Below are 24655 nucleotides of genomic sequence, written 5' to 3'. Positions count from 1 at the left end.
ATTATTTAAACCGCTCTGGATACAATGCTGCTGCTAGTTTTTTCACCCCAGTAATATTTCTAATTCCTGGTATCGTGTAGTTGAACTCTAAGACAATGAATTTGTTCTGTTGCACGGCTTTTAACTTAGAATATGCAGGGTTAGATTTAAGTAATTGGCGCTTTTTTTCCGCAGGCGACCACGAAGCATCAATTAATACAATGACATCTGGTTGACGTTCGATAACATCTTCCCAATTAACAATCGTCCATGCTTCTTTTTTCTGAATATCTTTGAAAATATTCTCTCCACCTGCTAACTCGATGATACGTTCTGGTATTCCCCAGTTAGAGACAGTTAAGGGCGGATCTTCTGAGTCATACCAAAATATTCGCTGACGCTTTTTGACTTTTCCCAATTGTTTTTGAGTGATTTGTAATTGCGATCGCATTTCTACCACTAACTTTTCTGCGCGTGCTTTTACACCAAAAATCTGCCCAATTTCTCGCACTTGCTGGTAGAGATTTTCCGTTGTGACGCGCTGAGGTCTTAACTCTGGGCGCTCGCATTCTATTGGTAGTAAATAAGAATTGATGCCTATATTTAATAACTCTTCTCTGGCTCCAATTGCATTTTTCTCAAAAGCACTTTCCTCTGTCGTGTAAACAAAATCTGGCTCTACACTTAAAAAAACCTCTTGTGAAGGATACTTCTGCGCCAACACGGGAATTCGAGCATACGCCTGCTGGTACTCTGGTAAGCTGGGATTATCTTGGTATGCAGTACCAACTATATGTTTGTCTAAACCTAGAGCTAACATCACCTCAGTTGCAGATTGAGTCATGGTTACAACTCGTTGTGGCGGCTGTTTGTAAGTTATAGTCAACCCACAATTTGTTAGGGTCACAGGAGTATATTTTTCTGTTTTTAGTGATGTTGTAGAGACTCCTGGGATACGACAACTTACCAGCAATGCCAATAGTAATCCCAAAATAGCTAAGAGATGAATATTTTTGTAGGTGCGATCGCGTCTCATGTACTATGACCTGACTAGCCTAAAATTCATAAGCTACTGTTCCGAATACGGTAAATGGCGCTGCGGGGTCGAGATTATAGCTATCAGTCTCGTAATATTTAACATTAGAAATATTCTTAAAATTCAAAGCAAATCTGTAATTGTTACGACGATAAAAAATAGAAGCATCGGCTCTGACATAACTAGAGAGAGTAAAGGTATTCGGTAAATCCGCTTCTTGTTCGTCCACAAAATACAACCCGACTCCAAAACCTAACCCCTGCAAATTTCCACTTTGAATCTCATACGTCGTCCACAGTCCAGCACTGTGTTCTGGCACGCCGAATAAGCGATCGCCTACGGGAATAGTATTATCTTCTGTCACTTCGGCATCAATGTAGGCATAGTTAGCAATTATTTTCCAGCCTGGTGAGATCTCTCCTGCTAGGTCGAATTCAATCCCACGGCTTCTTTGTTCGCCTGTCTGAGTGCTAAACAATGAATCGACCGGATCTGCTGTCAGTACGTTCTGCTTTGTAACTTGAAATAAAGCTAAAGTTGCATTTAATCGCTCGTTGAAATCTTGCTTGATTCCCACTTCAATTTGTTCGCTCCTTTGCGGTTCAAATTCTGTATTTGTCCGGCTGCGAGCTTGAAACTGTGGCGAAAAACCGTTCGACCAATTAAAGAAGATGGAAGTTGCATCGCCTGGTTGATAGACTAAACCGATTCGTGGCGAAAATCGAGTTTTAGATTGTTCGTCGAGCAATTCATCTGTCACGCGGTCTTCTGTGCTGTAGTCATTAAAATCCAGACGACCACCCAACAATAGTTTAAAGTTTGGGGTTAGTTCCACCAAATTTTGCGCGAATATACCCAGATTTTCTGAGACAATTTTTCTGCCAAAGGCTGGCGCTCCGTTGGGAACTAGCGTACCGCCATACTGCGGATTGAAAATATCTATTGGTAATTCTAGTTCGGGAGCAAAAATGTAGTTGAATACGTTTTGAGCTAAATCTACCCCGAACAAGACAGTATGACGAATTGAACCAGTAGAAAATTTGCCAGAAAGTTCGTTTTGCAGAGTGATGTTGCTATGTTTTTCATCTGATGCATATAAAACACGGTCGAGCGTGCGGCGATCGTCTTGCAGGGAACTGTAAGCAAAATGCTCGGCATTGTCTAAATTAGCTTCGAGGACGTTAAATCCCTGACGAAATTTTAGATTGTCGTTAAACTCATGTTCAAAATTATATGTAAATGAGTTGAAAGTAATATTCCCATCAGCAAAGTTTGGTTCGCCTAGAAACCGACTTCTAGGTAATCTCAAAACTTCTGGCTCTATGGGAAAGCCTTGTTCAAATGTATAGTTGTACTTTTGATATTCGTATTCAAACGAGAGCTTGGTGCGATCGCTTATTCTTACCTCTACTACAGGTGAAATGAAGAAACTATCATTCTCGACAAAATCACGAAAACTATCGGCATTTTCATAAGCAACATTCAACCGATATAAAACCGATTTGTCTTCTGTCAGGGGTCCGCTAATATCTAAACTGGGACGGAAAAAGTCGTAACTTCCATAAGTTAAATTTGCCCTGTAAAACGGCTCTGATAAAGGCTTTTTCGTAATTGTATTGACAACGCCGCTACCACCCGCATATTGAGTTGGGCTACCACCATATAACACCGCTGCTGGACCTTTGAGAAACTCCACGCGCTCGACGTTAGCAACATCGCGAGGACTGAAATAACCGTAATCGGGAAACCCATTTCTTAGAGTTTCAAAATTAGTGATAAATCCTCGAATTCGATAACCTTGTGAAGATAATCCCCCATATCCCTGCTCTGCTTGTACGCCGCTAACATTGTCTGCTAATTCTGACAGACGCACGACATTTCGATCTTCAATCACCTCACGGGGGATAACTTGAATTGACTGTGGAATGTCGCGCAGCGGGATGTCAGTTCTCGTTCCTGTGGTTGCATCTGGTACGCTATATCCTTCTCGCTCGCCTGTCACCACAATTTCTCGTAGTTCCTCAGCCTCAGCTTGAGGTTGTTGGGCATTTGGGGTAGTCGGTTCTCGTTGAGGCTGTTCAGGCTTTGGTTTGACAGTAGGCTGCACTGCCGCTACTGGCGGTGCAGATAAGCTCAGAAGTAATCCTTTAGATGAAGATACGACCTGACTTTTTGGCACGCCTGCAACTCCCGTGACTCGAACTCGAACGCTATTGGCTCCTGAAGAAGTCACTACGACTGAGGCAATACCTGGACTGGGATTTTCTTGACGAAATTCTCTACCGGAAGGTAGGCGCAATTGAGCATTGATAACATTAGCAACAAAAGTTCTGCCGAAGCTTGTTGTCAGCACTTGAGAAGATACCCCACCCGTAGTTTCTAAAAGTACCTCAACTCCACCATTTGTTTGTTTGAGCTGTACGGCAGTAACTTGTACTACATCTGCATAAGCGGGAAAAGAAACTAAAACCGACACAATCGCATTCAGCCCCACAGATATCTGTTGCTTTGGCATTCCTATGCTCCTCATCGTAATTTTCGCGATCGCATCAGAATAATAACTATTGTCAAAAATCTTTTGATAATTACTGAAAATAAAATCAAATTAGTTACTTTGTCTCAATTCGATTCGTAATCTTGATTGACATCAAAGAGAAAAGTCAAAAGACAAGCTGTCAAACTTAGTGCAGATTTATTTTCAGAGGCTTGCAGCCGATCGCATTGCCTTACATAGATCGAGCAGCCGATCGCAAATCGCTCGATTAAGGGCAACAGGTATATTCTAATACCGCTTGTTTGATGAGAGCTTGGGTATTAGCATCGAGCATAGCAGTCATCTTTGTACCAATGGATGAGTCCAGGCGAAAGTGAAGATTTTACGCCCAAAGTAAAGAAAATTTACAATACGCTCCTTTACCATATGACGTAAACTAGTTCTGCCGTGTAGCTGCGGTTCTCTACCCAAAGCCGATAGCTTTGCAGTACGCAGCACGATTGTTTAGGCTTCTGACAAATCAGCGGTAGTTTGCTGACTCTGTATTAGTTTGCTTTGATCGTGCTAATCTCTAGAGTGGTATCGGTTCTGGTGGGGAGCAGCCATCAGACGCAAGGGGGAAAGAGCAGTGCAAATCTGCCGCTGTCCCGCAACTGTAATGAGAGCGTCGAATCTCTGAGTCAGGATGCCCGCCGATCGCGCAGCGTCTCCTCTGGAGACTAGTAAACTTTTTCTTTTTCATCTGCGAGGTACGGATGAATCGACGTTCTCAGTCTTTTAAATTCGTTAGGCTTGGGCAAGCTGGATTTTTAGCAGTTTTGACAATTGCGAGTCTAACGGTTACGAGTCTTTTGCTAGGTACTCCCGCACTGGCTCACCATGCAATAGGGGGAAAACTACCTACCACTTTCTTTGAAGGTTTTGCATCGGGACTGGCTCATCCCGTCATCGGGCTTGACCATTTTGCCTTCGTGGTGTCCGTTGGGTTACTTGCCGCAATTAGTCGTCAGGGAATCAAGATTCCGATCGCCTTTGTGCTGGCAGCCATGCTCGGAACTGGGCTGCACCTGATGCAACTGGCATTACCAGCGGCTGAGTTTGTGATCTCTGGATCTATACTGCTATTTGGGATCTTGCTAGCACTCAAAGATCGTCCCAATAGCTGGGTTTTAACTGGATTGACAGCAATCGTCGGGTTGTTTCATGGCTACGCCTATGGAGAAGCTATCTTTGGTGCCGAGATGACACCCTTAATTGCCTACTTGATGGGTTTTACAGTGATTCAACTAGCGGTGGCGATCGCTGCTTTTCTAATTGGCAGAGTCGTGCTGAAAAAAGCAACCGAACAACCTAGTTTGCCGCTGCGGTTCGCTGGCTTTGTCATTTGTGGAGTGGGTATTACTTTTTTATCTACTTTAATTTTGGAGATAATTTTTCCAGCATAGTTGACAATTAGGAAATGAGGTATCGAGCGATCACAATGGAAAAGTTTTGGTACTATAGCTTGATCGCGATTGGCAGTGCCAGCAGCATCGTCTATCCCCATGCGCCACTGGTTAGTTTTGCTACTTTAGCGGGAATCACCCTCAGCCGCAAACAGGCAGCGATCGCTGCTGTGTTAATCTGGTTTGTCAACCAACTCTACGGTTTTACCATCCGGCACTATCCGCTCACCGCGATCGCTTTGTTGTGGGGCATAACGATGGGATTGGGGACTGTTGTCGTTGCATCGATCGCCTCAATCCAGCCGACGTTTAGCCATCAAAGTTGGGTGGGGCAAAGCGCGTGGTTGGGAATTGCGCTGTTGCTGGGTTTTGTTGCTTACCAGAGCAGCATTCTACTGGTAAATCAATGGGTGGGAATGCATGGTCTTACGGCTGATGTATTTCTGCGGATATTTGTGAGAGATGTAGTTTGGGCGATCGCCCTGTTTGCCTTCTACAACGTTTTTGTGCTGAACTATCAGCGAATTCTGCGGCGTACTCTACACTGAACCATCTATTCGATTTAATTAAGGTAGGTTCCACTCCATTCGTTCTTTAATTGTGCAGGTGAGTTTTCTCGCTGGATCAAGTCATCTAACGATTGAGTGACTAAATCACTGTATGCCGATCGAGCTTTCTCATGAGTTTATCTTTCGGACTGGGAATTCTAATCGCACTATTGACGTTAGGTATCGCGCTCTACCTACTCACCGCTCGCCGTTATCAATCGTCTAGTTCTGTTGCCAACTCCTACGATCGATGGACAGAAGACGGGATTTTAGAGTTTTACTGGGGCGAACACATTCACTTGGGTCATTATGGTTCGCCACCCCAACGCCAGGATTTTCTGACAGCTAAATCCGATTTTGTGCATGAAATGGTGCGTTGGGGTGGTTTAGATCGATTTTCTCCTGGCACGACTGTCTTAGATGTGGGTTGTGGCATTGGCGGCAGCAGCCGCATTTTGGCACGGGATTACGGGTTTGCCGTCACTGGAATTACCATCAGCCCCCAACAGGTCAAACGCGCTCAGGAGCTAACCCCAACGGAACTGGACGTGCAGTTTTTGGTGGATGACGCGATGGCGCTTTCGTTTCCAGATGCCAGTTTCGATGTGGTCTGGTCAATTGAAGCGGGTCCCCACATGCCCGACAAAGCAATTTTCGCTCTTGAGTTGCTGCGCGTGCTCAAGCCTGGTGGCGTGCTGGTAGTAGCAGATTGGAATCAGCGAGACGATCGCTCCTACCCGCTGAATTTCTGGGAGAAACCCGTGATGCAACAACTCCTAGATCAGTGGTCGCATCCCGCTTTTGCCAGCATCGAAGGCTTTGCCGAGCTTTTAGCAGAAACGGGACTGGTTGAGGGAGATGTGGTGACTGCCGACTGGACGGAGCCAACCCTACCGTCTTGGCTTGATACAATTTGGCAGGGCATCGTTCGCCCTCAGGGGTGGATGAAATATGGGGTTTCTGGCTTGATCAAGTCCCTGCGAGAAGTTCCCACGATTCTGTTAATGCGACTGGCATTCGGTACAGGGCTGTGCCGATTCGGAATGTTCCGCGCCGTCCGGGCTAATACACTACCGCGATTGACGGAAATTTCCACTGCAACAACTGGGGCACATAAAGCGTCTTAAACGAAGGATATGAGTGAATTCTACTATCTGCCGTCCCCCTCGTTAACTTGACAATGCCTGTTTGTCAAGCCAACGATCCGATGGCAAAGGCGTTGAAGTAGTGCTGCATCGTGACTGATGGCTAAAATGCCCAGCTCGGTCTGCTTGGCATAATCAATTACAGCAGACCAGATTAAAGCTTGCGTATTAGCATCCAGCATGGCTGTCATCTCGTCAGCAATCAAGTAACGGGTACGAGAGCCGAGGGCGCGAGCTACTGCCACCCGTTGGAGTTCGCCACTACTTAGTTCGTGAGGCCAACGGCTCAGCCAACTTTTGTCAATGTTAAGAGCTCGCAACAGTTCTGGTTCTGGAGACTGGCCTTCGTTCAAAACCCGTGCGATGCGCCAGCGGGGGGCGATCGCTAGTTCTGGAAGTTGAAAAATCAATTGTACTGGACAGTAGCCTCGCATGGTCAAGGGCTTTCCATCTACTGTGACGCTACCAGCACTTGGTTGGAGATAGCCAGCGAGGAGCTTGCCCAAGGTAGTCTTGCCGAAGCCTGAAGGTCCGCTCAACCCAACAATTTCACCCCGAGCTACCTCAATGCTGAACTCCCGCACAATCCAAGGTAGGTCTTTTCGGTAGCGAAAGCAAAGATTTTCTCCTTTAAGCATGGATACACCTGACTAATCCGCCGCGCACCTCGCGGAGTGGAGGACGAGCCTCGTAGCAAGCCGCTGTAGCGAGCGGGCATCGCTCTGCAAACAGGCAGCCAACAGGCAAAGTGTCTGGGTTAGGCTGCGAGCCTGGTACTGGGACAAAGCGATTTCGAGGTAGAGACCGCCATAACGCCAATGTGTAGGGATGGCGCAGCAACCCGTTAGCAAAATCTTTTTTCTTGGCAATCTCTACAGTTGTGCCGGCATAGAAAACAGCCACGCGGTCGGCTACTTGCAGTGCTGCTTCAATATCGTGGGTAATCAACAGTACTCCCTTGCCCTCGCTAGCTAATTCGCGCAGATGATTAAGCGTCTCCACGACTACGTCTGGGTGTAGACCAGGTGTAGGTTCGTCGGCAATCAACAAAACTGCCCGTCCCACTGCTGCTGTAGCAACCAGCACCCGCCGCGCCATTCCTCCCGATAGTTGAAATGGATAAAGTTGCTGCACTGCTAAATCCAGCCCATAGCGGTTGAAGACCTGCTTGACAGCTTGTTTTGCTTCTCTGGAGGACAAACCACTCAACTGCGCGGCGCGAGTTACTTGTAGCCCGACAGGCATGAGGGGGTCGAGGTAGTCAACTGACTGCGGAATCAAGGCAATTTCTCGCCCCCGTAGTGCAGTTTGGCGCTGCAGAGTCAGCAGCTCGCCTTGAAACACTATTTTCCCTCCCACTGTAGCGTTTGGGGGTAGAATCCCGAGCACTGCGTGGGCTAGCAAACTTTTACCCGAGCCGCTCGAACCAACAACAGCTATGACCTCACCTGTGCCAATTTCCAGATCTAGACTAGTAATGGGAGTTAATTGTTTTTGAGTCAAGCCCTGCTCGTACACGGTAAAGGTGACACTTAGCTCCTGAACTGACAGCATGCCTGAAGTCTCCTGGGGTTTTACATTTGACTAGTTTTAGGCTCGAGTAAGGCACGCAAGCTTTGACCCAGAATATCAAATGTTTTGACAGCAAGTAGCAGGGCGACACCAGGAAATACCGCTAGCCACCAGTAACCAGTTGATAAATAACGCATTGCCTCAGATAGGATAATGCCGATCGCCGGTATTTCTGGTGGTAATCCCAACCCCAGGAAGGTTAGACCTGCCTCGTGCAGAATCGCGTGGGGAAATAGCAGAATCAGCCCGACCAGAAACTGGGGCCATAAGTGGGGTAACATGTGATGGCAGGCAATCCACACAGGAGAATGTCCCAGCTTGGAGGAAAGTTGCACGTAATCGGAATTCTTAACCTGTAGCACTTCAGCGCGAAGAACTCTTGCTAACAGAGGCCAGTGAGTTATGGTAATTGCGACGATCAAGCCTTTAGCACCACCACCAGCCGCAAATGCTACCAGGATCAGCAACACTAGGTGGGGTAGGCTCAAAAACACGTCGATCGACCAAGTGACGATCGCATCAACTAAGCCTCCTATTGTTGCCGAAAGCGTTCCCAGTACCAGCGCGATCGCGGCACTAATGGCTGCGGTCAGTAGTCCTACCCACAAACTCAGACTTAAACCGTGGAGGGTGCGCGTCAGCATGTCTCGACCTAGCCAATCAGTACCAAAAGGGTATGCTGGGGAGGGGGACTGTAACTGCTGTGTGAGAGAAATTTCTAAACCCTCAACGCCAAATATTTGAGTCCCCAACAGCAGAATCCCTAAGATCGATACGCATAAGGCAACCAGCAACAGGGTGCGGTTGCGACGATTTCCCAAAAACAGGATTGATTTGCGTCGGCAGGTTTCAGGGGGTGCGGTAGTAGTGAATGGCTTCATCGAGTAAATCTTTCTATGCGGATGCGAGGATCGACGATTTGATAACTTAGGTCAGCTATGGTATTGCCTACAAACACGAAAATAGCACTAAAGAAGACAATACCTACCAATAGCGGTACATCGCTACGCAATGCAGCTTGGGTGGTAGCATCGCCCAAGCCAGGATAGCCAAACACGTTTTCAGCCAACACCGAACCACCAAACAATTCACTCAAGCTAGCAAACTGTAGGGTGATTGCTGGTAGAGCAATATTTCGCAGACCGTGGTGCAGAATCACCCCAGTTTTTGTTTCTCCCTGAGCATAGGCAAACACAGCATAGTTGCTGTGGAGAATTTCAATCAGTTTTTCGCGGGTGTGTAGCGCAATGCTAGCAACACCAATCAAGCTTAAGGCGAGGGCAGGTAGGAGCAGATGGTGGAAACGCTGCCAAATCGTCACATCCTTGAGTAAGACCCCTGGTGGAGTAGCACAGCAAGTGGGAGTGACTTGCAGCATCACTGAGAAGAGAATTAGCAGCACTAAGGCAATCCAGAAAGTGGGAGCCGAGGCTAGAGTATAGGCATACAGCCGGATTGTTTGATCTAGCAGCGAACCCTCTTTGGCTCCTGCTAGGATTCCCAAAAAAACACCAAATACCCCTGACAGCAACCAAGCCATTGCCATGAGCATGAGCGAGGCTTGAAAGCGTTCGGCAATTGCGGCGGACACCGATTGGTGGTAAGTCATCGACTCGCCCAAATTGCCTTGGAGCAACTGTCCTAGCCACAGGAAGAAGCGCGCAAACATGGGCCGATCCAGGCCCCAGTGCTGGGCGATCGATTCTCGCTGGTCAGGTGTGAGGTACAGTCTCTCGGCTGCACTGACATAGGCTTCAATCGGATCGATTGGCGACAGACTCACTAGAATAAAAGTCAGGAGCGAAACTGTCAGTAGTAGCAAGAATAGGTGCAGCAGTTTTTTGAGTAAGAATCGAGCTAGAAAATTCACGCTCCTACCTCCTTTTTTTGCTGGCAAACCCACTTCCAATCGGTGATATTAGATAGGAGAGGTCCTAAATAGCCCTTAGAGGGTACGGCTGGTTTGCCGATGTTAAGACATTCACTAATCAAATAAGTTTCATTCAGGTTGACCAGCCAAGCAGAAGCGGCGTCGCCTTTAGCAGTCACTCCGGTTTGACCATCCCACTGAACTTGCTTCCAAAACGGCATTGCCGCGGTTTCTGAAGCAGCTGCCATACCTCGATCGATGGCTCGGTCAACAATTGGGTTGGAATAATAGCCTGGGTTCTCATACTCCCCCCGCGCTGAGTCACTGTGGTAGAGGAATTGCAATTCCTTCGGGCTGGAAGTTCCCATGAGGTAAAGGACGACATTACCGTGCATCCGACGCTCGATTTCGGGCCAACCTTTACCTTCGGCGTTGACTTGAATTCCTATCGGTTTCAGCATTTGAGCAACAGCCAAAGCAAGTCCCTGCCGAATGCTATCCTCAGCAGAATATAACAGCGTAAACTCAGCCTTTAGTCCCTGTTTATCTAGAGTGCCATCACCGTTAAGATCTCGCCAGCCTGCTTGAGACAAGATCTGCCTTGCCTTATGGGGATCGGCATCTTCGATCTTGGCAGCAGGTTCTTCCCACGGCATACCGTCAGCAGGTCCAGTAGCGGCAGAGCCGTAGCCTTGCACGATCGCATTGACCAAAGTTTGGCGATCGATCGCGTAGTTTACCGCTTGGCGAATGGCTCGCTCTGCGGTGACATCGTTGCCAATTAGCTCGCCTTGAGGTGTCTTTTTTCCCGTATTGGGAAGGTAGGGAAACATTAGACCTACTTGTGCGTGATCGGTACTTTTGATTTGGTACAGTTTCATGCCTGCGCTCGGTTGGATAGCTAGAGTATAGGGAACCCTGGCAATCTGAGCTAGACCTGCTCTAGCTGCCGCCACTGCTGCATCCCCACGGCTAAAAAGAAAAACAATGCGCTTAATCTGAGACGGCTTACCGTAGTAATTGGGATTGGCTTCAATAATAATCTGCTCGCCCTCATTCCATTGCACTAAGCGATAGGGACCGGAGCCGATGGGATTGCGGGAGTAGCCGCTACCATGAGCGTGCTTGGGTACAATGCCCATATGGACGAGCTGCTCGAAAAAGGCAATTTGAGGCTGCTTGAGCTGCAGCTCAACTTCGTACTTACTAGTTGTAATAGCCTGGCTCAGAATGTCCAGGTTCGTTGGTCCTCCACTTGCTTTTGCCGTGTTAAATGTATAGGCAACATCGGCTGCCGTGAGCGGCTGACCGTCAGCGAAGCGGGCATCCTGACGAATCTTGACAGTCCAAACCTTACGATCTGGGCTGATTCTATAGCTTTGGGCTAGATCGTTGACTAACTCCCGCAGGCTTTCGCTGCGGCGAAACAGCGTACTCTGAAACAGGGGAACGGTGTAGGAAGCCCTAGCCCAACCCCTTGTCGGGTCGAATCCCTTTTCAAACCATCCATAAGCTTGCCAGCCTAAGTCTATGACAACTTCATCTTTAGAAGCCACCTCAACTACCTGCAAGCTTGGGGGGGAACTCCGACTACAAGCAGACAAAAACTGTACGAGTAGCACTGCCCATAAACAATACCATAGTCTATGGTTAAACTTTCTGACGTTTAAAATAGCTTTAATCACCGTAGTTGCTTCTCGATCAAAATTCTACTGCTACTGTTGCTAGTGCTGTAAAAGGCTCCCTGGGAAAAATAGCGAAGCCACTATCAAGGTCGTAGTAATCAATATTAAAGAGATTTTTCAGATTCAAGCGAAAATTCCAATTATTTCGACGATAGAAGATCGCGGCATCGGTTCTCAGGTAGGAGGAGACGGTGAAGGTATTAGGGAGCGCCACCTCTCGTTCTGATGCATATACTAGACCCAGACCAAACCCTAGCCCCTGCAAGCCGCCATTTTGAATCTCGTAAGTGCTCCAAATACTAAAGCTATGTTCCGGTACGCCAACCAAGCGATCGCCGATGGGAATGCTATTATCTTCAGTAACTTCTGCATCAGTGTAAGCATAATTAGCGATCAGCCTAAACCCTGGTAAGTAGCTAAGCAGATTTAAACATAAAACGTTCCAGTGTCCATCCCCCTTGTTGACTTCGATTCTCCATGCCCTCAATCATGGCATTCGCTAAATCATACTCGTTATCAAAAATCCTTCCGGCTATTTCATGGGTTTTGAGTTGATGCCACTGCGCTTCAATCAGATTCATATGTGAACTGTATTGGGGGAGAAAAAAGAGATATAGCCCTTTCGACTGCCACTGCTGCCAGTGCTCACGGGCAAGATGACTGGTATGAGCCGAACCATTATCTTGCACCACGACTGTGAGCCGTCCGGTTTGTAGCAATGTCTGCTCACTCTTTTGGGCAAGGAGCGTTCATCACTTTAACATAGCGTTCCTTGTGGAAACTGCCTTGTACCAGAGCATAGTCAAACGACTGCTCTGGTTGCCATATCCCTAGAATACTAATGCGGTCTCCATAGGATTTGACCTGCTCTTCGGTGTTTCTGCTCTCCAATGCGAGAGTAACTATAACTGACTGGACTTTCCAGACAACATCCCGATTCGTCAAGATACTTCAGGTCAATGTACCCTTCACAGGCAGCTAGTTGGAGTGTGTCTAAGTCGGCTTGCTTGAGTGCTTTGTACTCAGGATCTTGTCTGCCCCGTTGCGAGTGTCGAGTCCGCTTCCAACTAAAGCCCTTTTTTTTAGAATGCGGCGAATCCGGTCAGCACTTAGGTTTACCTGTCGTTCTTGCTCTAGCTTCTGGGCTAGCTGTTGACTATTATAGGTTCTGGCTTCTTGCTCTAGGCATTGTTCTAGGTAGGCCATGTCTGCTTCTTGCCATTTGGCTTTAGCTCCTCGTCCACTAGCATCCCATAATCCACCTAACCCTTGCTGCTGCCAACGGCGGATGGTTTCGCGCACTGTCTGCTCTTGGCACTCAAAAATTTCGGCAATCGCTGGCACTACCCATCCTTGAGCATTGAGTCGAAGCATTTGTGCTCGATCTCGGGTACGTTGAGCAACGGTTTTGGCAACCCGAAGTTCACTCAACGTCCGGTCTTCTGACTCTGTCAAAACGATACGTAAAGGAGCAGGCATGAGTGGTCAAAATCAGCAAGTTTTTGGCTTTTCTCTATCTTACGTTTAATTATGCCCTACTACTTAGTGGTTCTCCAGCAATATCTAATTCGATACCACGACTGCGTTGTTCGCCCGTTATGACATAAAACAGATCGTTTATATTGGTTAAATCAGGTGTTGCTACGCTTTGCCGATCGATCTGGTAGAACGCTAGGGTAGCCGAGAGCCGATTGTCTAGAAAATTCTGCTTGATCCCGAACTCAAACTGTTCGCCACGTTCCGGTTCAAAAAGTTCCCCTGTTTGGCTCCTATAGCCCAGGAATTGGGGATAGATCGATTGGCTCCAATTGAAATAGAGCGATGTGGCGCTGGCAGGTTGATAAACGATACCAATTCGTGGCGAAACATCTGTTGACGAAAGTTCGGCACCGACCTCGCTAGTAATTGGATTTTCAGAAGTTTGGTCAATCGAGTCGAAGCGGAGACCAGCTAACACTTTGAGATTAGGCAGAACTTCAACAAAGTCTTGAATGTAAATCCCCAAAGTCTCTGCTCGATCGTCATCGGCATACTCCAAGCTAAATTCTCCAGGCAGCGCACCATAGGTAGGAGCGAAGATGTCAATCGGAGCCAGGGGTGCGACATAATTTTTGTAGGGATAGCTTCTGCGAGATAGTTCTACTCCAAATAAAACATTGTGACGCAACGAGCCTGTATTAAATTTTCCTAAAAGTTCATTTTGCAGCGTCACGTTTTCATTTCGTTGGTCCCCTCTGCGAGCTGTCCGCTCCAGCGTCCGCCGATCGTCTAGCAACGTACCATAGAATCGAGTCGGTCCAATATCAATGTTGGCGATCGCGACGTTAAATCCTTGCCTAAATCTCCAACTATCGCTGAATTGGTGATCGAAATCGTAGCTAAATGAAGTAAAATTACCCGTAGTTGCATCTAAACCTGATTCGCCAAGAATCCTCTTGAGCGGAAGCTCCAAAACTTCTGGTTCTAGTGGAAATCCACTCTCAAAGGGGTAACTGTAATCGAGATATTCAAATTCGGCAGCTAGTGTTGTTCTCGGTCCAATTCTCCAAGTCAAAGCCGGCGCAATTAAAAAATTCTGGCTTCTTTCGTCGAAATTGCGGAAGCTGTCTGAATCTTCATAGGCAACATTTAGACGATACAGGAGAGAATTATCCGATGTAAGTGGCCCTGTTGCATCTAAAGTTGCACGGTTAAACTCAAAACTCCCACGCGTGTAATCCAACTTGTAAAAAGGCTCGCTCTCAGGTTTCTTTGTGATTGTGTTAACAACTCCACTAATGTTTAACTGACTGCCACCCCCATACAAAACTGAAGCAGGACCCTTAAGAACCTCAATCCGCTCGGTGTTACCAAAACCGACAGGACTGATAAAGTTCAAAATCGGAAAGCCATTGCGCAGAATTGCATAAGATTGTGTAAAGCCGCGAATAGTGAAGCCTGTTGCCTCCCCAAAACCTCTAGCTCTCTGCACGCCACTGACGTTATCGGTAAATTCGTCAAGATCCACCACTCCTCGGTCTTCCAGTACCTGCTGCGGTACTACCTGGATTGACAGTGGTAGGTCGCGGTGCGGTACAGGTAGTTTAGTACCCGTGGTTGACTCCTCCACCCGATATCCTTCTTCTTGCTCGCCTGTCACCACGATTTCAACTTCCTCTTCTTGCTCAACTGATGGTTGAGTTGATGTTTCACTAGGAGGCTCAACTGTGGGAGGCTTTTGCGATCGCTGTTGTTGCTGCGTAGAAGATACAGTCGTTGTAATACCGAAAATTAGACCTTCAGCACTGTTAAACAGCTCAACTTTTGGCACGCTTGTTTCACCCGTCATTGTCACTCGGATGCTATTCTTACCTTGGTTTGTCACTGTTACCGTTGTAATCCCGCTAACTGGGTTATTAGAGCGGAAGGAATTGCCCAAAGGTAGACGTAGTTGAGTATTAGCGATGTCAACAATAAAGGTGTTTCCTTCGCGCTTGGTTGTAGATTGTAGCTTCTCAGGTGTAGGAGTTTCTAAAATCGCCTCCAGACCGCTAGCAGTTGGGGAAAGGCGTACCCCTGTGACTTGAATAACTCGATTTTGCTGAACCTCTTGCGCTAACCAGTCTTTGACATTGTTGTAGGAACGCGGCACATCACTTCGTCGAACTACCATACCTGTAGTATCTATACTTTCTGCGTTTTTTACCTCTGGTTCAAATTGCTCAGCGCTCGCTGTTACAACATCGGCTCTTGCTGGAGAAACATTTAAGACTGTTACAGTTGCGATCGACCATACCAAGCTAAATAATTTTGTTCGTTCCACCCTAACTCCTCGCACTCTCAAACAAATCGCACGCAAAACAACATTGCAAAAAACAATCCGTTACTTTAATCTTTGGAAGCTTAATAAAATTTCTTGTGAACCTGAAAAATTGTGACTTGTGAAGGAAAAGGTAAAGCGAGCGTTAAGAGCAAAAATCCGAAAACTACTACTCTTTCTTGCTGATAGTAGCAAGGAGATTACACTTTAGTATTTCACTAGTGAAGAAGACGAATTTGATTGTGGATATACGCTTCAATCGCATCATTTAAGTATTGTATTTTACCTAGATACTAATGGTATTTACGATACGACAGTGATAGTAGAAGTCAAGCCTACTCAATATTTTTCTGTTACAAGTTCTGAAACTGTAAATACGATCCGCAGTACTTTGAGCTGAGAAATTACTTGATTTTCTTGAATTACCTGTAGTGTTGGAATATCCTTACTTATAAAAGTATTAAAATTCTGCATTTATTGACTTCTGTCGGTATTGTCAACTTAACCCGCAAGCAGGCCGTCCTTCGACTGCTGCCCAGACACGACTAAGTCCCATCGCTTGCAGGTCTAGCCGATATACAAAGGCATCCAAAAAATGCACTAGATTCTCGGCACTAATACAATCAACCAGACACGGGGGAAATTGTAGCGTTTGGTTCCGTCCAATTCCTTGTAGATGGGGCATAGTTTTCTCCTGTTGCGCCCATATTCTTGATGTTAGCTTTTTCCCAAGGCTATCTACCGAGTTTTCACACACTCTCTTGACTCGTTGGGCGACTGGCGCGATCGCAGTTATCATGTAAATCGCATGACTCGCCAAACCAATAGACGATAAATACCTGCCAATACTATTGCTCAAACCGCATTACTAACAAAGATTTGCCACAGTAGCGGTAGCGTCAAGCCAGCTGCACCACCCAGAGCAAAACCAGCTAGCCAAATGACTAACTCATAAACCATATATTCGCCAACTAGGGTGACTCCAACCTGACCAAGATAATTTAGGAAACCTTTTGCCTTATTTTGAGTTAGAAAGAATGCTAAAACTGTGGCTAGCATGGCTCCTAAAAGCATGACTACACCCCAGGTAAAGGTACTGAAAGTTTGGGGATATTGGCGAATCGTGAAACCAGACATCTGGTTGACAAGCCACAAGCTAAAAATTGCGAATATCGCTTTGCGACGAGATAGCGTTGCGCCTGCGATCGTGCTTCACCCTTTCATATTCTGCTGGCGTAATCACAGGTTCCCGTACATTTGTCAGTTCTTCCCGAATTACCTGGAACTTCCAGAGACGGCTCTGCTCTTAAGGAAGAGCCTCGCTCCGCTATTTCCAGGTAAACGTAGGAAACATACCGTTTTTGTTTAGCAAGGGCGAAAATAGATAATTTGAAAGTGCCTTGCAGCAAGGGTATATCAATCCAAAATCCAAAATCTATGGCTCCAAAATTGCTATAGATTAGCCTGGAACAGAAGATTGGGAGTAAGCAGCCCCTCTACGAGGTTCTGTTAATACGACAATTTTTTTATGTCAAGAGTATTGCAATGTTTCTTTACATTAAGTTATATTCTGTTACATAAGGTTAAGCGAGAGGAAACAACATGATGGTTCGCGGACAGGTAATCGAAGAAGGCGGACGCGCAAACGTTTATGCGGTTGAACCCAAAGTGTATATGGATGAATCTCAGCAGTTCGGCTTCAATGAATATGCTGAAAAGCTGAACGGACGGCTGGCAATGATTGGCTTCGTTTCTGTCCTGATTCTGGAAGCTGTGACTGGACATGGTGTCATCGGCTGGCTGACGGGTCTATAAGGTTTTTCCAGCGTAGATAGTTTGTAATTCAGTAAACGTGACGTATTTTGGAGAAAACTGCCATGAAAACTGATTTTGACTTCCCCAACAAAGATCTGCTTGGTCCCGTTGTGTTCAGACCTGACTTTAACGCCCAGTCTAAAGTGATTAGTGCTAACCAAGCCTGGTCGCTGTTTTTCACCGCAGGTCAGGAAGATAAAGTATTTGGCTTCAACCCTGAGGTAGGTCGCTTCTTCACAAACTTGCTGCTAGCTATAGGTGCAGCAGGGATTCTGTGGGCAACTCTGTTTAACAACTTGGCGTAGGTGACTTATTATTCCTGGCACTTGTTTCATGACGACCTCTGAAGTCCCAGTTGGTTCTCCTGCTGGGACTTCCATTTGTATTGAGAGAGGGTGTCCAGGAATTCTGTAGAGTGATTAGAGAATGGTTTAGTTTCAGGAGTGTTTGGCGCTATGGCAGTAGAAACGCCCGCATCGATTTATGATGTTTCCGCTACAAGCATTGATGGAACTCCGGTTTCATTCAAAACGTATAAAGATGAAGTTTTACTGATAGTGAATACGGCGAGTCAGTGTGGTTTTACGCCTCAATATCAGGGACTACAGGCGTTGTACGATAAATACGCCAGTCAGGGATTGGTCATTTTAGGGTTTCCCTGCAATCAGTTTGGGCAGCAGGAGCCAGGAAACTCAGACCAGATCCAGTCCTTTTGTGAAACTCGCTTTGGGGTTTCCTTCCCCCTGTTTCAAAAAATTGAGGTCAATGGCAGTAACGCCCATCCGTTGTATCAGTATTTGAGGAAAGCGGCACCCGGAATTTTCGGTACGGAGGCGATTAAGTGGAACTTCACTAAGTTTCTGGTCGCTCGCAATGGGAATGTGGTAAAACGCTATCCGCCAACGACGAAGCCAGAAGATTTGGAAAAAGATATCCAATCGCTGCTATAAACCAAACCAATTCAACATCTAGGTTACTTGGATGGTATTTCATATTCCTTAGTCCCAAATGTTTTTTGTTGGCGACTCCCCTGCGGGGACGCTTCGCGAACGCGAGCTGCTTCATCAGGTCTATTTCCACCTATTTAACTGAGGTTCTGGATGAATCTTCAACCAGGGTTTCTTACTATATCAGCGGATGACTTTTACCGAGAATAGAGTCTCTTGTGAAGCACTCATCACGGCATCGTAGCGTTGCTGTCCAGTTGTATCCTGATTCCAGGCATCCAACTGAGTTTTGGCAGTTGCAGGAATTGTGTAGCGAAGCATCTTTCCACTAGTGCGATCGCGAATTTCAGCAACTCCAAAGGTTCCTTCTGGACTGGCAGTAGTAGCAACTCGCAGCAAGTTTTGTCCTGGAGTTGAAATCGTTGCAATCATGATGCCATCCACCATACAAGGACAAGGCGCGATTGCCCCACTGTAATAGGTAACATCCAGTGTGCGAGGGGTTGCGTTTAATCGTTGCATTGCATCTAAACCTATACGAATTCCCAGCGCAATGTAGGAGCCAAAACCGCCGTGTACTCGCCGTCCCAGTTCTACCCATTGCTTCGGCGTTTCTGTAGGGCGGTTTTGCTGAAGAGCGAGTTGATGGTGGCGGTTTTGCGAAGCGAATCTGCCTTGGACAGATTCGCGCAATCTGCCATTTTCACCAGTGGCTATCTGACTTCCATCAAAGCTTAACACCCCGCCCAGTATCGCCACATAACTTAGAATAATGCTGTGCTTAATCATTTTGTAATCCTCAAATGCCCCTTGCCAGGATAATAGTCAAACCGAATGCTGTTTGTTAGATTCTGCCGAAATGCTAAAACTACGAGCAACCGAGTTAAGTGACTCAACATGATAGCAGACGAACTTTTAGAACACTATCAGCGGGGAGAGCGCGACTTTCAAGGGGTGAATCTGCGCGGTATTTATCTAAGGGCGGTTCGCAGTCCGCTTGATTAACCAGGGTTTTGTATTTAATGGATTTACGAGCAATCGCAGTAGGGACGCATATTTAAAGACGCGGTATATCGCATCTGGACATCTAAACCAATATTTATAAACCCCTGTTAGAAATCATCCCAACCTTCAATGCTAGAAGACATAACATAACTGGTTACACTCGCCTCAAAAAAGTTTGCTTTCGTGTCTGCTTCTTTTTTGGTATCTGAAAAACGCTCCAAGTGAGTATAGGGGCTTTTCTTGTAGATAGCTTCTGTCCATAATTGTTCTAAGCCGATCGCCTTTAAACGAGCATTTGCCAGATATTTTGTATACTGTTCTGTACTGTTGGCTGTAATGCCGAGAATATCATCTCCAACAATATGTTCTGTCCACTTGCATTCATGCTTAACAGCAAGAGCAAACATTTCATAAATTTGTTCGCGGCTGTGGGGGAAAAGGCGATCGCTCGGGATTACTGTTTCAATGATGTATTGATAAGATTGATTGTGCATTGCTTCTTGAGAAATTTGTTCTGCCATGCACAATGCAATTTTTGGTGCAGTAATACTGTTTTTGATATGAGGCACATTACAAGTTTGTACCGAATCGAGAAAGGTCAGGTAACTGAGAATACCATCAAATGCACGTCTTTATCCTGGTGTGAGATTGATGTAATCCGTTACGTCCTGAGTAACGTCTATTTTTTCGGGAATCCAAAAGTTTTCTCGCATTTGACGGTAGAAAGACACAGCCCACGAATAGCGAACATCGTCTGCGATCGCATCAATCCGAGCGCCAATTAAAACTTCGATCGAACGATGGTCTTGTAGATGTACAGAGCGAAACTTCTGGAAAAACGTTTGGTAGAGCAAACCCGCGCAAAGGTGATACTCTAGGTTTGCCCCAGTATAGAGCAAAAAAATTAAATTGGATCGTTAATTTACGCTATCTATAGCGCCAACAATTTTAGAAAGACACTATACGCTGGAGCCACCAGGAAATTCATTTTTGCACAAATGTAAGCAGAGGTTGCTGAATTGCGCTTCAACTGTGTTATTGTTAGGGGCAAGTCGGTTCTGATGGGGAGCAGCCATCAGACGTAAGGGGGAAAGTCCGGTGTAAATCCGGCGCTGTCCCGCAACTGTGAACAGAGGCGCAACTCTCTAAGTCAGGATGCCCGCCGATCGCTTAGTGTCTCCTCTGGAGATTCGCAAACCTGTCGTTTTTCATCTGCGAGGTACGGATGATGGTGTATTCAGATTTCTGGGAATTGCGGGATTCATTTCTAAATTTAAGGTTGTAGCGTTCTGATTTGAAAAGCGCTGGTTTCGTAGCCAGACGATCGCTTTATTCTAGGTGCCGCCTTGAAGAATGGCTGCTCTAGCTCGATCGCTAAGCGATCGACAGGAAGCGTTTATCGTTTCGTTTTACATCGCCCGATTCAGGAGCGATGTCAGTCTATATCGTTCATTTTCAGAATTAAGACACTACAGCTATGACCTTTCAAACTGCTCAAACTGCAACGCTGGGCTATCCACGTATTGGCAAAAATCGTGAAGTTAAAAAGGCATTAGAAGCCTTTTGGAGCAATAAATCTGACGCAGAAACTTTGCGACAAACGGTTCGAGACGTTGAATCTGCAAACTGGAAAACGCAGCTCGAAGCCGGGATCGATCGCATCGGTATCGGTAATTCGACGCTATACGATGGTGTGCTGGATTGGAGCATTCGTTTGGGGCTAATTCCCGATCGCTTTCGTCATCTGGCTGGACTCGATCGATACTTTGCAATGGCACGCGGCAAAGATGGCATTTCGGCGTTGGAAATGACTAAGTGGTTTGATACCAATTATCACTATCTGGTGCCTGAAATTGCGACCGATACAAAGCCAGAGGCAAACTTCGCAGATTTTTTGGCAACGGTGCAACGAGCAAAAGACTTTCTCGGTGAACGAGCCGTTCCAATCATCCTCAGTCCAGTTACACTATTGCGTTTAAGCCGTTTAGAAGGCAATCTAGCTGGACATCTCGCAAAACTATTGCCGCTTTATAGCAACTTGTTCTCTCAACTCAAAGCACTGGGTGTCACTGAAGTGCAGGTGCATGAACCGATTTTAGTCACAAGCAGTGCAGTGGATTTGAGAGAGGCGATCGCCACCACCTATGCTCAGCTTGCTCAAGTGGGTTTACCAATTCATCTCGTCACCTATTTTGATGATTTGGGAGCCACTTACCCCTGGGTGATAGAGTTGCCCGTTGCTGGAATCAGTTTAGATTTCACCCGTGGACGCAGTTTAGAATTATTGCAACAGCACGGATTCCCATCGGACAAACAGTTAGGAGTGGGAATTGTAGATGCGCGGAACATTTGGAAAATTCGCCCAGAATCAGTGTTGTCAACGCTTGAAACGATTCAAAGCATCACAGCGAATATCCGATTGCATCCCTCATCATCCCTGCAATTCGTTCCCTACGATGCCACGCGAGAAACCAAACTGCCTGAACCTCTACGAAATGTGTTGAGCTTTGCCGAACAAAAGCTGGAAGAAGTGGTGATACTGGCACATACTTTGGCTGGGAAAGATCCAAGCGATCGATTAGCTGTGGTGCAAACCCAATGGAAAACTTTTGAGCAGTTTAGTCCTGCTAATGACCGCGTGCAGGCTGCCCTCAAAAATTTAACGACGAATGACTTTGTGCGATCGCTCTCCTATTCCCTCCGCTTAGATCGACAACTTCCACTGCCCGTCTTACCCACCACCACGATCGGTTCATTCCCCCAAACAGCCGAGGTACGGCAACTGCGAGTGAAATACAAGCGGGGAGAATTGACCGAGGCAGAATACCAAGCAGCGATCGACGCTCGGATTGCCGAGTGCATCAAACTTCAGGAAGATATCGGTATTGATGTACTGGTGCATGGAGAATTTGAGCGGACTGACATGGTGGAATATTTCGGTCAGCAGCTCTCTGGGTTTGCCTTTACCGAAAACGGTTGGGTGCAAAGTTATGGCAGTCGCTATGTACGTCCACCGATTATTTACGGCGATGTTACCCGTCCGCAACCGATGACCGTGCGGGAGTTTCAGGTGGCACAGGCATTGACCCAAAACCCCGTAAAGGGAATGCTGACTGGACCCGTGACCATTCTCAACTGGTCATTTCCCCGTGCCGACATTTCCCGACAGGATCAGGCATTTCAGATTGCCCTAGCGTTACGCGAGGAGGTGGCAGACTTAGAAGCCGCAGGCGCACAAGTGATTCAAGTGGATGAACCAGCCTTGCGGGAAGGCTTGCCGCTGAAACTGGAACGCTGGAATCAGTATCTCTCCTGGGCAGTGGATACGTTTCGACTGGCAACGGCGATCGCCCAACCGCAGACCCAAATTCACACTCACATGTGCTACTGCGAGTTTGGTGACATTATCAAAGAGATCGAACGCCTCGACGCCGATGTGATTTCAATTGAGAACAGCCGCAGCAATAACCGCACCTTGCAAGAAGTGACTGAAGCAGGTTACTCCCATCAAATCGGTAATGGAGTTTACGACATTCATAGTCCGGTGGTTCCTACTACTGAACGACTAGTGCAGCAATTGCAGGCAGGTATCCGAAATTTACCGTTAAGGCAAATCTGGGTGAATCCCGATTGCGGACTCAAAACTCGCCGCTGGGAAGAGGTAATTCCTGCCCTGAAAAACATGGTGGAGGCTGCCAAGACGCTGCGAGAGGAAGCAAATGCGAATGCGAAATGATCTGTGGCAAGGATGTGGTTACTGGCAAAACCAATTCATCCAGCAAAACATTTTGTCGCTCGGATACATTGCCTGGAACGGTTATCTGAACGCGGGCAGGGGAATAGTTGCGTGCAATGTTATGGATACCATTCCTTCCTCCATTAATTGGGAGGTGGATACCGCAACCTTTCATCAGGTATTCATTCCGCAAGCGCAAGTAGAAGCGGATCTGCAAGTGCTGGAACTGCAACCAGAGGTAGTTACGGCAGTATTGAATGCAACTGCCACCTATGACCCAACTCAAGTAATCGTGCTTCTGGTCAGCGGTAATGGTGTAGTCGATATCAACCTGCTAGAAAACTTGAAAATTTCTCCTGCTGATTGTTATGCACAGGTGCAACACCGTTGGGCAGAATTTCAATCTGACTTAACCCCCCAAAGGAGGCACTCATGAATGAATCGCCCGATCTGCTGGGTTGGCAGCAAGACTTTATTGCCAGCAATTTGTTGGCGATCGGCTATAACGCTTGGGCAGGGTATCTTAGCAGTGAGCAGGGTGCGATCGTTTGCAGCACTAATTCCCCTGGTGTTGGCATTGCCGGAGAAACCTTTAAAACTCACTTTGTGCCGCGTTCTCGTCTCGCTGCTTTCTTAAATGCCTGGTTAGCCGCTCCCGATACGGTGATTTTGCGCCATCACTTTATGAATGCCCACATTTTGGAGGCAGTAGATACCTACAATCCAACAACGGAAGCAGTGTTCTTGCTGGAGTCGTTCAATCAAGTCACGTTCTTTTACCTGAAAAATCTGCCCATCGCGCCAGCCCAATGTTACGAGCAAGTTTGTAAAACCTGGGAGGAGTTTCAGCCAGCCGTTTGTGCATTGCCAGAGAAAACAGTGCCGGAACACAGGCGATCGATCCCATAGACTCACCAAATCCCTAACTTCACCATTGAATAGTGACCGATTATGCTCAAGTATTACCTGCATCGCTCTGGAAAAATTCCCACATCGGTTCATCCATCCGTGAAACGCCAATTAGCCTCCCAATCCAATCTACCACCTCAACCTGGCTCAATCCGAACGAGCGATCGCATTCATAACTTTATTGTCTCTAGATTTCAATCTTTTCGACAGAAACGCTAAATGTTAATGAGTCACGTTAATCCAAGCATTCAAGATGATGAACATTTTATTGGCGATCGCACTTCTACTGGTCTTACTACTGATTGGATTAGTACTTTACTGGCGATTTCCCCGCAAGTATCAGTCTGCCGATTCCGTCGCCAATTCTTATGATGACTGGACGAATGACGGCATCTTGGAGTTCTATTGGGGGGAACATATCCACTTGGGGCACTACGGCTCTCCGCCACGCAAAAAGGATTTTCTTAAAGCTAAGTCAGACTTTGTCCATGAAATGGTGCGCTGGGGAGGACTCGATTGCCTTCCTGCCGGTACTACTGTTGGCGACTATTCCTGCGACTGATGACTGGACTCTGGGGCAGACGACCTCAATTATCGAGCTTTGCACCCCCAGCCGTATCTGTTGATAGTCGCACTGCTCGTCAAAAATATTCCAAATCGGGAGAGACCG

General features: G+C 46.8%; 23 protein-coding genes, 3 pseudogenes and 2 riboswitches. Of the genes and pseudogenes, 11 read left to right on the top strand and 15 right to left on the bottom strand.

The genetic code is table 11. The annotated features are described in order from the left end of the window. Position 1 precedes the first annotated feature (1 nt). The 3 genes from N4J56_RS22795 to N4J56_RS22785 form a co-directional block, all read right to left on the bottom strand. Positions 2-823 carry an ABC transporter substrate-binding protein gene (locus N4J56_RS22795; RefSeq protein WP_317108527.1) on the bottom strand — a complete coding sequence of 274 codons (822 nt, stop codon included), beginning with the start codon at positions 821-823 and terminating at the stop codon, positions 2-4. A 211-nt stretch (positions 824-1034) separates the two neighbouring features. Further along, complete coding sequence (locus N4J56_RS22790) at positions 1035-3530, bottom strand: TonB-dependent siderophore receptor (RefSeq protein ID WP_317108526.1); 2496 nt, start codon at positions 3528-3530, stop codon at positions 1035-1037. Positions 3531-3634: 104 nt separating this feature from the next. Beyond that, positions 3635-3787, bottom strand: a complete 153-nt coding sequence (locus tag N4J56_RS22785) for a hypothetical protein (protein WP_317108525.1) — start codon at positions 3785-3787, stop codon at positions 3635-3637. Between the two features lie 288 nt (positions 3788-4075). After that, positions 4076-4221, top strand: a riboswitch (cobalamin riboswitch). 43 nt (positions 4222-4264) lie between these two features. Here N4J56_RS22785 and N4J56_RS22780 point away from each other — a divergent pair. From N4J56_RS22780 to N4J56_RS22770, 3 genes are all read left to right on the top strand, one after another. After that, the gene (locus tag N4J56_RS22780; protein WP_317108524.1) at positions 4265-4954 is read left to right on the top strand and encodes a HupE/UreJ family protein; all 690 of its coding nucleotides are present in this window, start codon (positions 4265-4267) and stop codon (positions 4952-4954) included. 35 nt (positions 4955-4989) lie between these two features. Beyond that, on the top strand, positions 4990-5502 hold the full coding sequence (locus N4J56_RS22775) for a hypothetical protein (RefSeq protein ID WP_317108523.1): 513 nt from the start codon (positions 4990-4992) through the stop codon (positions 5500-5502). A 131-nt stretch (positions 5503-5633) separates the two neighbouring features. Next, complete coding sequence (locus tag N4J56_RS22770) at positions 5634-6629, top strand: methyltransferase domain-containing protein (protein ID WP_317108522.1); 996 nt, start codon at positions 5634-5636, stop codon at positions 6627-6629. A gap of 23 nt (positions 6630-6652) precedes the next feature. Here N4J56_RS22770 and N4J56_RS22765 read toward each other — a convergent pair whose 3' ends face one another. From N4J56_RS22765 to N4J56_RS22720, 10 genes and pseudogenes are all read right to left on the bottom strand, one after another. Further along, positions 6653-7285: an ABC transporter ATP-binding protein gene (locus tag N4J56_RS22765; RefSeq protein WP_317108521.1), complete on the bottom strand. Its 633-nt coding sequence runs from the start codon at positions 7283-7285 to the stop codon at positions 6653-6655. Beyond that, the gene (locus tag N4J56_RS22760; protein ID WP_317108520.1) at positions 7278-8201 is read right to left on the bottom strand and encodes an ABC transporter ATP-binding protein; all 924 of its coding nucleotides are present in this window, start codon (positions 8199-8201) and stop codon (positions 7278-7280) included. The genes N4J56_RS22765 and N4J56_RS22760 overlap by 8 nt, the downstream gene beginning before the upstream one ends. Before the next feature lie 20 nt (positions 8202-8221). Next, complete coding sequence (locus tag N4J56_RS22755) at positions 8222-9100, bottom strand: ABC transporter permease (RefSeq protein ID WP_317108519.1); 879 nt, start codon at positions 9098-9100, stop codon at positions 8222-8224. After that, the gene (locus N4J56_RS22750) at positions 9097-10089 is read right to left on the bottom strand and encodes an ABC transporter permease (RefSeq protein ID WP_317108518.1); all 993 of its coding nucleotides are present in this window, start codon (positions 10087-10089) and stop codon (positions 9097-9099) included. Before N4J56_RS22750 ends, N4J56_RS22755 begins: the two co-directional genes overlap by 4 nt. Continuing rightward, positions 10086-11645, bottom strand: coding sequence for an ABC transporter substrate-binding protein (locus N4J56_RS22745; protein ID WP_317108517.1), 1560 nt, complete (start codon positions 11643-11645; stop codon positions 10086-10088). Before N4J56_RS22745 ends, N4J56_RS22750 begins: the two co-directional genes overlap by 4 nt. 145 nt (positions 11646-11790) lie before the next feature. Continuing rightward, complete coding sequence (locus N4J56_RS22740; RefSeq protein ID WP_317108516.1) at positions 11791-12261, bottom strand: TonB-dependent receptor domain-containing protein; 471 nt, start codon at positions 12259-12261, stop codon at positions 11791-11793. Next, positions 12191-13253 (bottom strand): annotated as a pseudogene (locus tag N4J56_RS22735) (IS630 family transposase). The gene N4J56_RS22740 and the pseudogene N4J56_RS22735 overlap by 71 nt, the downstream one beginning before the upstream one ends. 49 nt (positions 13254-13302) lie before the next feature. After that, on the bottom strand, positions 13303-15576 hold the full coding sequence (locus N4J56_RS22730; RefSeq protein WP_317108515.1) for a TonB-dependent siderophore receptor: 2274 nt from the start codon (positions 15574-15576) through the stop codon (positions 13303-13305). Between the two features lie 493 nt (positions 15577-16069). Beyond that, entirely contained in the window at positions 16070-16432 is a 363-nt protein-coding gene (locus N4J56_RS22725) for a hypothetical protein (RefSeq protein ID WP_317108514.1), read from the bottom strand. Continuing rightward, a complete protein-coding gene (locus N4J56_RS22720; protein WP_317108513.1) occupies positions 16429-16710 on the bottom strand; it encodes a hypothetical protein in 282 nt (93 codons plus the stop codon). Before N4J56_RS22720 ends, N4J56_RS22725 begins: the two co-directional genes overlap by 4 nt. A gap of 468 nt (positions 16711-17178) precedes the next feature. Between N4J56_RS22720 and N4J56_RS22715 the strand changes: the two genes are divergently transcribed. The 3 genes from N4J56_RS22715 to N4J56_RS22705 all read left to right on the top strand — a co-directional run bounded on the left by N4J56_RS22715 (position 17179) and on the right by N4J56_RS22705 (position 18338). Beyond that, positions 17179-17388 carry a chlorophyll a/b-binding protein gene (locus N4J56_RS22715; protein ID WP_410500567.1) on the top strand — a complete coding sequence of 70 codons (210 nt, stop codon included), beginning with the start codon at positions 17179-17181 and terminating at the stop codon, positions 17386-17388. 62 nt (positions 17389-17450) lie between these two features. Then, positions 17451-17693: a hypothetical protein gene (locus N4J56_RS22710; RefSeq protein WP_317108511.1), complete on the top strand. Its 243-nt coding sequence runs from the start codon at positions 17451-17453 to the stop codon at positions 17691-17693. A gap of 150 nt (positions 17694-17843) precedes the next feature. Further along, the gene (locus N4J56_RS22705) at positions 17844-18338 is read left to right on the top strand and encodes a glutathione peroxidase (protein ID WP_317108510.1); all 495 of its coding nucleotides are present in this window, start codon (positions 17844-17846) and stop codon (positions 18336-18338) included. A 180-nt stretch (positions 18339-18518) separates the two neighbouring features. Here N4J56_RS22705 and N4J56_RS22700 read toward each other — a convergent pair whose 3' ends face one another. Continuing rightward, a complete protein-coding gene (locus N4J56_RS22700; RefSeq protein WP_317108509.1) occupies positions 18519-19124 on the bottom strand; it encodes a formylmethanofuran dehydrogenase subunit E family protein in 606 nt (201 codons plus the stop codon). Positions 19125-19447: 323 nt separating this feature from the next. Further along, positions 19448-20095: pseudogene (locus N4J56_RS41240) on the bottom strand (ribonucleotide-diphosphate reductase subunit beta); the annotation flags it as partial. Between the two features lie 281 nt (positions 20096-20376). Then, positions 20377-20522: riboswitch (cobalamin riboswitch) on the top strand. 295 nt (positions 20523-20817) lie between these two features. Between N4J56_RS41240 and metE the strand changes: the two are divergent. From metE to N4J56_RS22660, 5 genes and pseudogenes are all read left to right on the top strand, one after another. Further along, positions 20818-23076, top strand: a complete 2259-nt coding sequence (gene metE / locus N4J56_RS22680; protein WP_317108507.1) for a 5-methyltetrahydropteroyltriglutamate--homocysteine S-methyltransferase — start codon at positions 20818-20820, stop codon at positions 23074-23076. Continuing rightward, a complete protein-coding gene (locus N4J56_RS22675; protein ID WP_317108506.1) occupies positions 23060-23512 on the top strand; it encodes a hypothetical protein in 453 nt (150 codons plus the stop codon). The genes metE and N4J56_RS22675 overlap by 17 nt, the downstream gene beginning before the upstream one ends. Continuing rightward, positions 23509-23985, top strand: coding sequence for a hypothetical protein (locus tag N4J56_RS22670; protein WP_317108505.1), 477 nt, complete (start codon positions 23509-23511; stop codon positions 23983-23985). The genes N4J56_RS22675 and N4J56_RS22670 overlap by 4 nt, the downstream gene beginning before the upstream one ends. Positions 23986-24017: 32 nt before the next feature. Continuing rightward, positions 24018-24161, top strand: a complete 144-nt coding sequence (locus tag N4J56_RS22665) for a hypothetical protein (protein ID WP_317108504.1) — start codon at positions 24018-24020, stop codon at positions 24159-24161. 80 nt (positions 24162-24241) lie between these two features. Continuing rightward, positions 24242-24541: pseudogene (locus tag N4J56_RS22660) on the top strand (SAM-dependent methyltransferase); the annotation flags it as partial. Positions 24542-24655 lie beyond the last annotated feature (114 nt).

Origin of the sequence: Chroococcidiopsis sp. SAG 2025 (assembly GCF_032860985.1) — a bacterium.
GTDB lineage: Bacteria > Cyanobacteriota > Cyanobacteriia > Cyanobacteriales > Chroococcidiopsidaceae > Chroococcidiopsis.
The sequence above is the reverse complement of the archived record's forward strand: the minus strand, read 5'-3'. Positions and strand labels throughout refer to the sequence as shown.

Coding starts and splice junctions, on each gene's coding strand:
- N4J56_RS22775 (WP_317108523.1), top strand. CDS start 4,990: ATGGAAAAGTTTTGGTACTATAGCTTGATCGCGATTGGCAGTGCCAGC.
- N4J56_RS22790 (WP_317108526.1), bottom strand. CDS start 3,530: ATGCCAAAGCAACAGATATCTGTGGGGCTGAATGCGATTGTGTCGGTT.
- N4J56_RS22755 (WP_317108519.1), bottom strand. CDS start 9,100: ATGAAGCCATTCACTACTACCGCACCCCCTGAAACCTGCCGACGCAAA.
- N4J56_RS22710 (WP_317108511.1), top strand. CDS start 17,451: ATGAAAACTGATTTTGACTTCCCCAACAAAGATCTGCTTGGTCCCGTT.
- N4J56_RS22780 (WP_317108524.1), top strand. CDS start 4,265: ATGAATCGACGTTCTCAGTCTTTTAAATTCGTTAGGCTTGGGCAAGCT.
- N4J56_RS22760 (WP_317108520.1), bottom strand. CDS start 8,201: ATGCTGTCAGTTCAGGAGCTAAGTGTCACCTTTACCGTGTACGAGCAG.
- N4J56_RS22700 (WP_317108509.1), bottom strand. CDS start 19,124: ATGATTAAGCACAGCATTATTCTAAGTTATGTGGCGATACTGGGCGGG.
- N4J56_RS22715 (WP_410500567.1), top strand. CDS start 17,179: ATGGTTCGCGGACAGGTAATCGAAGAAGGCGGACGCGCAAACGTTTAT.
- N4J56_RS22705 (WP_317108510.1), top strand. CDS start 17,844: ATGGCAGTAGAAACGCCCGCATCGATTTATGATGTTTCCGCTACAAGC.
- N4J56_RS22770 (WP_317108522.1), top strand. CDS start 5,634: ATGAGTTTATCTTTCGGACTGGGAATTCTAATCGCACTATTGACGTTA.
- N4J56_RS22675 (WP_317108506.1), top strand. CDS start 23,060: ATGCGAATGCGAAATGATCTGTGGCAAGGATGTGGTTACTGGCAAAAC.
- N4J56_RS22720 (WP_317108513.1), bottom strand. CDS start 16,710: ATGTCTGGTTTCACGATTCGCCAATATCCCCAAACTTTCAGTACCTTT.
- N4J56_RS22765 (WP_317108521.1), bottom strand. CDS start 7,285: ATGCTTAAAGGAGAAAATCTTTGCTTTCGCTACCGAAAAGACCTACCT.
- metE (WP_317108507.1), top strand. CDS start 20,818: ATGACCTTTCAAACTGCTCAAACTGCAACGCTGGGCTATCCACGTATT.
- N4J56_RS22795 (WP_317108527.1), bottom strand. CDS start 823: ATGACTCAATCTGCAACTGAGGTGATGTTAGCTCTAGGTTTAGACAAA.
- N4J56_RS22670 (WP_317108505.1), top strand. CDS start 23,509: ATGAATGAATCGCCCGATCTGCTGGGTTGGCAGCAAGACTTTATTGCC.